General features: G+C 65.6%; 8 protein-coding genes. 5 read left to right on the forward strand and 3 right to left on the reverse strand.

What is annotated here, in order from left to right:
* The first annotated feature begins 2 nt into the window (after positions 1–2).
* Complete coding sequence (locus BRO63_RS24305; protein WP_088142258.1) at positions 3–545, forward strand: MOSC domain-containing protein; 543 nt, start codon at positions 3–5, stop codon at positions 543–545.
* Between the two features lie 137 nt (positions 546–682).
* Positions 683–1,117 (forward strand): hypothetical protein, encoded by a 435-nt coding sequence (locus BRO63_RS24310; protein WP_088142259.1) that lies wholly within the window; start codon positions 683–685, stop codon positions 1,115–1,117.
* Positions 1,118–1,129: 12 nt separating this feature from the next.
* Here the strand turns inward: BRO63_RS24310 and BRO63_RS24315 are convergent, their stop codons facing one another.
* Together BRO63_RS24315 and BRO63_RS24320 are read right to left on the reverse strand one after the other, a co-directional pair.
* Positions 1,130–1,510, reverse strand: coding sequence for a hypothetical protein (locus tag BRO63_RS24315; RefSeq protein ID WP_256943057.1), 381 nt, complete (start codon positions 1,508–1,510; stop codon positions 1,130–1,132).
* A 149-nt stretch (positions 1,511–1,659) separates the two neighbouring features.
* On the reverse strand, positions 1,660–2,958 hold the full coding sequence (locus tag BRO63_RS24320; RefSeq protein WP_088142268.1) for a dicarboxylate/amino acid:cation symporter: 1,299 nt from the start codon (positions 2,956–2,958) through the stop codon (positions 1,660–1,662).
* 357 nt (positions 2,959–3,315) lie between these two features.
* On the opposite strand from BRO63_RS24320, the gene BRO63_RS24325 reads away from it, so the two are divergent.
* Positions 3,316–4,215 carry an SMP-30/gluconolactonase/LRE family protein gene (locus BRO63_RS24325; protein ID WP_088142261.1) on the forward strand — a complete coding sequence of 300 codons (900 nt, stop codon included), beginning with the start codon at positions 3,316–3,318 and terminating at the stop codon, positions 4,213–4,215.
* 202 nt (positions 4,216–4,417) lie between these two features.
* Positions 4,418–5,482, forward strand: coding sequence for a class II fructose-bisphosphate aldolase (gene fba / locus BRO63_RS24330; RefSeq protein ID WP_088142262.1), 1,065 nt, complete (start codon positions 4,418–4,420; stop codon positions 5,480–5,482).
* Positions 5,483–5,581: 99 nt separating this feature from the next.
* Here the strand turns inward: fba and BRO63_RS24335 are convergent, their stop codons facing one another.
* The gene (locus BRO63_RS24335) at positions 5,582–6,031 is read right to left on the reverse strand and encodes a GFA family protein (protein ID WP_088142263.1); all 450 of its coding nucleotides are present in this window, start codon (positions 6,029–6,031) and stop codon (positions 5,582–5,584) included.
* Between the two features lie 264 nt (positions 6,032–6,295).
* On the opposite strand from BRO63_RS24335, the gene BRO63_RS24340 reads away from it, so the two are divergent.
* Entirely contained in the window at positions 6,296–7,177 is an 882-nt protein-coding gene (locus BRO63_RS24340; RefSeq protein WP_013395674.1) for a phosphoribosylaminoimidazolesuccinocarboxamide synthase, read from the forward strand.
* Positions 7,178–7,303: the final 126 nt, after the last annotated feature.

Raw genomic sequence — 7,303 nt, forward strand, 5'->3', positions numbered from 1 at the left:
TGATGCATCCCATTGTGACGGCCGTGGCCTGCAGCCCGACGCACGGGTTCAGCAAGCCGGTGGTGCCGGCCATCATGCTGTTGCAGGGACTGGGCGTGGAAGGCGACGCCCACATGGGCGTTACGGTCAAGCACCGCTCCCGCGTCAAGGCGGATCCCACCCAGCCCAATCTGCGGCAGGTCCACCTGATCCACGGCGAGCTGCACGACGAGCTGCAGCTCGCCGGCTTCAACGTGGCCGAAGGCACCATGGGCGAGAACATCACCACCCGCGGCATCGACCTGCTGGGCTTGCCGCGCGGGGCGCGCCTGCATATCGGCGCGGACGCCGTGGTCGAGATCACCGGCCTGCGCAATCCCTGCTCCCAGCTCGACAACTACCAGCAGGGCCTGACCGCCGCCGTGCTGGGCCGCCATCCGGACGGCAGCCTGATGCGCCGCGCCGGCGTCATGGGCATCGTCATCGAAGGCGGGGCGGTGAGCGCGGGCGATCCGATCCGGGTGGCGCTGCCGGACCTGCCGCACCTGCCGCTGGAGCGTGTCTGAGATCTGCGTGCGCAGGGGCGATCCGTCGCAAAAACATCACCGGCGGGCGCTGCCGGGAGGCCGCGCATCTGGTTAAATGGCGGGAAAGGCGCGGCCGCGATTTCCGCGGCGCGCCGGCCCTTTTTCCGGAGTTCGCGATGGCACGATTCAATTTCACCCAGGATCCCGAGGAACCCGACCTGTGGGCCGCGGAGAACGTCGCCGCCGGCAAGGGCCGTCCGCCCATCCACGTCATGATCCAGACTGACGGCGAAGAACCCGACGGCAGCGCGTCCAAGGTGGTCAAGGCCATCATCGACGACCTCGACGACCAGATCCTTGCCGCGGCCGAGTTCCTGCTGGAAAACTACTCCTACGAGCACTACAAGAAGCTCGGCCTGGACGACAACCAGCTGCTGCAGGAAGAAACCCCCGAAGCCATGGCCCAGCATGCCGTGCTGCGCGCGCTGTGGCTGTTCGACGAAGACGGCGACGGCTATGAACTGTGGTTCACGCTGCCCTGGGATCCGGTGCATACCTACGACGTGGAGTTCGAGGACGGCGCGCCCGTCTCGTGTTCGGTCAACGACTAGGGCGTATGGCGCCTAGGGCCGTTCCAGTTCGAACTTCGTCGCCTGGCTCTGCCCCAGCGAATCGTCGTAGCGGTACAGCATCTTCAGGGACTTGCCCTTGCGCACCGTGTTGGCCGCGGTGTTCTCAAGCACCACATCGATCTCGCGGCCGACGAATTCTGTGCAGTCGGTATCGGCGCGGGCGCCATCGGGAATGTCCGCGTTCCTGACCTTCAAGCGGAACATCAGTTGCGTCAGTTCCGTGCCGTCGGTGCGGTACTGGCGCATCACCACGGGCAGGTTGGCCACGGTGCCGCCCAGCTCGCAGGAAATGCGGGTCCAGGCGTAGGAGGCGGGCGCGGCGGACATCAGGGCCGCGGCTGCCAGGGCGCAGCGCAGGCTAAGGCGTTTCATGGCATGAGAACTGAGCGCGGCGCCCATGCGTGCCGCGCCGGGATGGGGAGCGCAGGGTTTATATGTTGCTCCCGGCCATGGCGCCGGTCAAGCTGGCGCAAGCCATGAAAAAAACGGGCCATGCGGCCCGTTTTTCATTGCCCGCTGTTTCAGGCGTTCTGGTTTGCAGCCTGGCCCGCAGGGGTTTCCTCGGCTGTGGCGGACTCGGTATCGGCCGTGTCCTCGCGATTGCCTTCCAGCTTGGAGATCACGGCGGTGGCCAGGCTGTTGCCGACCACGTTGGTTGCGGTGCGGCCCATGTCGAAGAACTGGTCGATGCCCATGATCAGCAGCAGGCCGGCTTCGGGCAGATGGAACATCGGCAGGGTCGCGGCCACCACCACGAGCGAGGCGCGCGCCACGCCGGCCATGCCTTTGCTGGTCACCATCAGGACCAGCAACAGCGTCAGCTGCTGCGTAAAGCTCATCTGGATGTTGTAGGCCTGGGCGATGAACAGCACCGCGAAGGACTGGTACATCATCGAACCGTCCAGGTTGAAGGAGTAGCCCAGCGGCAGGACGAAGCCCGAGATGCGCTTGGGCACGCCGAAGCGCGTCAGCGCCTCGATGGTCTTGGGATACGCCGATTCGCTGCTGGCCGTGGAGAACGCCAGCAGCGTGGGCTCCTTGATCAGGCCGCCGAGGCGGAAGGTGGATTTGCCCAGGAACAGGTAGCCCACGGCGAACAGGATGGCCCACAGCAGCGCCAGGCCCAGGTAGAACTCGCCTATCAGCTTGCCGTAGCTGACCAGCACGCCCAGGCCCTCGGTGGTGATGGCGGCGGCCATGGCGGCGAACACGCCGATGGGGGCGAAGCGCATTACATAGTCCGTCACCCGGAACATGATCTTGGCCAGCTCGTCGATCAGGTTGTAGATGGTGTTGTGGCCCTTGCCGCGGATGAAGGACAGGGCCGCGCCGAAGAACAGCGAGAACACCAGGATCTGCAGGATTTCGTTGTTGGCCATGGCCTCGGCGATGCTGCGCGGGAATACGTGCGTGATGAAGGCCTTGAGCGTGAAGTCGCCCGTCTTCAGGCCCGAAGTCAGGCCCGCGTCCGGCAGCGCCAGGTTCATGTGCGCGCCGGGCTGGAAGATGTTGACCAGCGCCAGGCCCAGCAGCAGCGACAGGGCGGAGGCGGCGATGAACCAGACCATGGCGCGCATGCCGATGCGGCCCACGGCGCTGGCGTCGCTCATGCTGGCCAGGCCGGTCACCAGGGTGGCGAAGACCAGCGGGGCGATGATCATCTTGATCATGCGCAGGAAGATGTCGGTGATGAGACTGAAGTACGAGGCGATCTGCAGCGCCTCCTTCTCGTTCTGCGCGTAGTTGTGGCAGAAATAGCCCACCACGATGCCCAGCACCATGGCGATGCCGATGTAACGCGTCAGCTTCTTAGTGTTCATGATCAAAACGGAAAACAGGGATCGCTTGCCTGGCCCGGGAAGGCGGGCGCGCCGGCATGGAGGCGGGCAAGAGGATCCGGAGACGGGATGCCAGGGCGGATCGCGAGGTTGCGGGTTTACCCTTGGGGCGCGATCTTAACGCCGCCCACCTGACACGCAGTTGTCAGGACGGGGACGGATAAGGCGGCTTGCCGGGGAGTGGCTCCGGGGCCGGCGATACCGGAGTTGTATCAATTTGGAACTGCTGCGCTATCGCCCGCCGTCATGCCAGAATGGGCCGATCCCGGCGTGCGCGGCAGCGGCGCGGGGCAACACGAACAACAGGCCCCTGCGCGGGCCGCACAAGGAGACCAGGCAATGCCGAAACGCGAATTGTCCGTGCTGGCGTCCGGATACACCTATCTGGAAGGGCTGCGCTGGCACGAAAGCCGCTTGTGGGCGTCGGACTTCTATACCGAGCAGGTCATCGCCGTGGACCTGGACGGCAAGGTCGAGCAGATCTGCAAGGTGCCGCAGCAGCCGTCCGGACTGGGCTGGCTGCCGGATGGCCGCCTGCTGATCGCGTCCATGAAGGACCGCAAGCTCCTGCGGCGCGAGGCGGACGGGACGCTTGCGGTTCATGCCGACCTGTCGGCGTACGCGGGCGGTCCGGTCAACGACATGGTGGTGGATGCGCAGGGCCGGGCCTACGTGGGCAATTTCGGTTTCGACCTGATGGCGGGCGAGCCGGTCCGCAACACCGGCATCGTGCGCGTGGACCCCGATGGTTCCGTGCGGCAGGTGGCCGACGGGCTGTGCTTTCCCAACGGCTCGTTCATCACGCCGGACGGCAAGACCATGATCGTCAACGAAACCTTCGGCAACCGCATATCCGAATTCGATATCCTGGCCGATGGCGGGCTGGGGCCGCGCCGCGACTGGGCCGATTTCGGCCCCTTGCCGGCCAGCGGCGATCTGGGCGTGCTGATCGCCGCCTCCGCCATCGGGCCGGACGGCGGCGCGCTGGACGCGGAAGAGGCCCTGTGGGTGGCGGACGCCATCGGCAAGCGCATCGTGCGCGTGGCGCGCGGCGGCAAGATCCTGGAGCAGATCGACACTGGCGAGTTCGGCATCTTCGCGGCCGCCCTGGGCGGGCCGGACGGCCGGACCCTGTTCATGGCGGCCGCGCCGGACTTCATCGAGGCCAACCGCCGGGCCAAGCACGAAGGCTGCATCCTGATGACCCGGGTGGACGTGCCGCACGCCGGCAGGCCGTAGACGCGGCGGTTCCTGGCGCGGCGCAAGCCGCCGCGCCATCGGTCCTTCGGGCGAGCCGAAGGCTGGTCTGAGCCTTTCGTACTCATCTGAATGGACCGGATACGGGCGGTTGCAAGACCTTTCGTCGAATCCCCCGTAAAATCACCCCATTCAGCAAGTCTTCAATCATCTTTCAATAGACAGTACCTAAGGAGGACCACTCATGGCCCTAGTCTCCATGCGCCAGTTGCTCGACCACGCCGCCGAGCACGGCTACGGCATTCCCGCTTTCAACGTCAACAACCTGGAACAGGTCCAGGCCATCATGGAAGCCGCTGCGGAGACCGACAGCCCGGTGATCATGCAGGCCTCGGCCGGCGCGCGCAAGTACGCGGGCGAAGGCTTCCTGAAGTACCTGATCCAGGCCGCCGTGGAATCCTACCCGCACATCCCCGTGGTCATGCACCAGGACCATGGCCAGTCGCCCAAGATCTGCCAAGGCGCCATCGACCTGGGCTTCTCCAGCGTCATGATGGACGGTTCGCTCAAGGAAGACGGCAAGACCATCGCCGATTACGACTACAACGTCGAAGTGACCAAGAAGGTCGTGGACACCGCCCACAAGCTGGGCGTGACGGTCGAAGGCGAACTGGGCTGCCTGGGTTCCCTGGAAACCATGGAAGGCGACAAGGAAGACGGCCACGGCGCCGACGGCAAGCTGACCATGGACCAGCTGCTGACCGACCCGGAACAAGCCGCCGACTTCGTGCGCCGCACGCAGCTGGACGCCCTGGCCATCGCCATCGGCACCAGCCACGGCGCCTACAAGTTCACGCGCAAGCCCACCGGCGACATCCTGTCGATCTCCCGCATCAAGGAAATCCACGCCCGCCTGCCCAACACCCACCTGGTGATGCACGGTAGCTCCAGCGTGCCGCAGGAACTGCTGGCCGAGATCCGCGAATTCGGCGGCAACATGAAGGAAACCTACGGCGTGCCCGTCGAGGAAATCCAGGAAGCCATCAAGTACGGCGTGCGCAAGATCAATATCGACACCGATATCCGTCTGGCCATGACCGGCGCGATCCGCCGCTTCTTCGCTGAAAACCCGGAAAAGTTCGACCCGCGCGAATACCTGAAGCCGGCCCGCGCCGCCGCCAAGGCCATCTGTGTGGCTCGCTACACCGAATTCGGCACCGCCGGCAACGCCAGCAAGATCAAGGCCCTGCCGCTGACCGAAATCGCCGCGCAGTACGCCTCGGGCAAGCTGGCTCAAGTGGTGCAGTAAGCAAGGCTTCGGGTTCGACGCCTGCCGAGGCGTCCGGCCCTCGAGCGCAATGAAGAGCGGTCCGCGCATGCGGACCGCTTTTTTTTGCCTGCGCCGCGGCTAGGGCGCAGGCGAGTTGCGGGGGAAGTGCGGCACGCTCCGGTCCACGTGATGCCAGGACGGGGCCGAGTCGGTCCAGAGGCTGGCGCGGAACGCCTCCGGATCGTCCAGCGACCCGGCCCGAACGATGTCATAGCCCATGCCCGCCGAATTGCCGAACAGCGGGGTGCCGCAGTCCGCACAGAAGCTGCGCATCACGATATGGCCGGATTCGCCCCGATAGCGGTGCTCCTTGGGGCTGCCGCGCAACAGCGTGATGGAGCCGGTCGGGAAAATCAATGCATGGGCCGGGGCGCCGCCGCTGGAATACTGGCAGTCCCGGCAATGACAGTTGGCCGCCGTGATCGGTTCATCGGTGATGGCGTAGCGGACGGCGCCGCACTGGCAACCGCCGGTCAGGTGCACCTGCGCGTCGGCGTGGGCGCTGCGTTTGGGGGAAGCATCCTGCATACGACTCTGTCTCCGGGCTTGGGGTCAGCGCCGTGACGCCAGAGGCGGCCGGCGCGCATCATATAGGAGGCCAGAGCCTAACCCGGCCATTGGGCGGCGTCGAGGGGAGGCCCGGCAAAACCTGCCCATTTGCAGTAACCTATGCGCTTCGCAAGACCCGTGCGCGCCGCGCCGGCCTTGCCCGCGGTTCCCGGATTCCGTTCTACTTCCCGCCCTGGCGTCTGCCCGAGGCGGGAATCTTCATTATTGCCATAGGCCATTCCCGTGACTTCTGCTTTGCATCAATCCAGCATCAAGTCCTTGCCGCTGCTGGGCCGCGGTAAGGTGCGCGACATGTACGCGGTGGGCGACGACAAGTTGCTGATCGTCGCATCGGATCGCATCTCCGCGTTTGACGTGATCCTTGACGACCCCATCCCCGGCAAGGGACAGGTGCTGACCGAACTGACCGAGTTCTGGCTGCAGAAGCTGGCCCACATCCTGCCGAACCACTCCACCGGCATCAAGGCCGAAGACGTGGTGGCGCCGGACGAAGTCGACCAGGTGCGCGGCCGCGCCGTGGTGGTCAAGCGCTTGAAGCCCATCCTGGTGGAAGCGGTGGCCCGCGGCTACCTGATCGGCTCAGGCTGGAAGGACTATCAGGCCACCGGCGCCGTCTGCGGCATCAAGCTGCCCGCCGGTCTGCAACAGGCCAGCCAGCTGCCCGAACCCATCTTTACGCCCGCTGCCAAGGCCGAATTCGGCATGCACGACGAGAACGTGGACTTTGCCCACGTGGTCAAGGAAGTCGGCCAGGAAATGGCCGAACGCATCCGCGACGTGACCCTCAAGCTGTACGCCGAAGCCGCCAAGTTCGCGGCCACCAAGGGCATCATCATCGCCGACACCAAGTTTGAATTCGGGCTGGACGACGACGGCACGCTGTACCTGATGGACGAAGTGCTGACGCCGGACTCCTCGCGCTTCTGGCCGGCCGACGGCTACCGCGTGGGCATCAGCCCCCCGTCGTTCGACAAGCAGTTCGTGCGCGACTGGCTGGAAACCCAGACCTGGGACAAGACCCCGCCCGCGCCGCGTCTGCCGCAGGACGTGCTGGAAAAGACCGCCGCCAAGTACCGCGAAGCCCTGGACCGCCTGGTCGCCTGAACGCTTCCGGCCAAGGAAAACCCGCTCCTAGGGCGTCCGGATGAGGAAAATCCGGACCGCACTTCGGTTTTGTGAGCTAGGGTTCTTGAGCCGCCGGCGTCCGGACTGCGGGATTCCGATGCTCGC

Source organism: Achromobacter xylosoxidans, assembly GCF_002192695.1.
Taxonomy (GTDB): Bacteria; Pseudomonadota; Gammaproteobacteria; order Burkholderiales; family Burkholderiaceae_B; genus Achromobacter; species Achromobacter xylosoxidans_C.

Excerpts from the sequence above, each read along its gene's own strand:
- BRO63_RS24305 (WP_088142258.1), top strand. The coding sequence starts at position 3 with ATGCATCCCATTGTGACGGCCGTGGCCTGCAGCCCGACGCACGGGTTC.
- BRO63_RS24310 (WP_088142259.1), top strand. The coding sequence starts at position 683 with ATGGCACGATTCAATTTCACCCAGGATCCCGAGGAACCCGACCTGTGG.
- BRO63_RS24315 (WP_256943057.1), bottom strand. The coding sequence starts at position 1,510 with ATGAAACGCCTTAGCCTGCGCTGCGCCCTGGCAGCCGCGGCCCTGATG.
- BRO63_RS24320 (WP_088142268.1), bottom strand. The coding sequence starts at position 2,958 with ATGAACACTAAGAAGCTGACGCGTTACATCGGCATCGCCATGGTGCTG.
- BRO63_RS24325 (WP_088142261.1), top strand. The coding sequence starts at position 3,316 with ATGCCGAAACGCGAATTGTCCGTGCTGGCGTCCGGATACACCTATCTG.
- fba (WP_088142262.1), top strand. The coding sequence starts at position 4,418 with ATGGCCCTAGTCTCCATGCGCCAGTTGCTCGACCACGCCGCCGAGCAC.
- BRO63_RS24335 (WP_088142263.1), bottom strand. The coding sequence starts at position 6,031 with ATGCAGGATGCTTCCCCCAAACGCAGCGCCCACGCCGACGCGCAGGTG.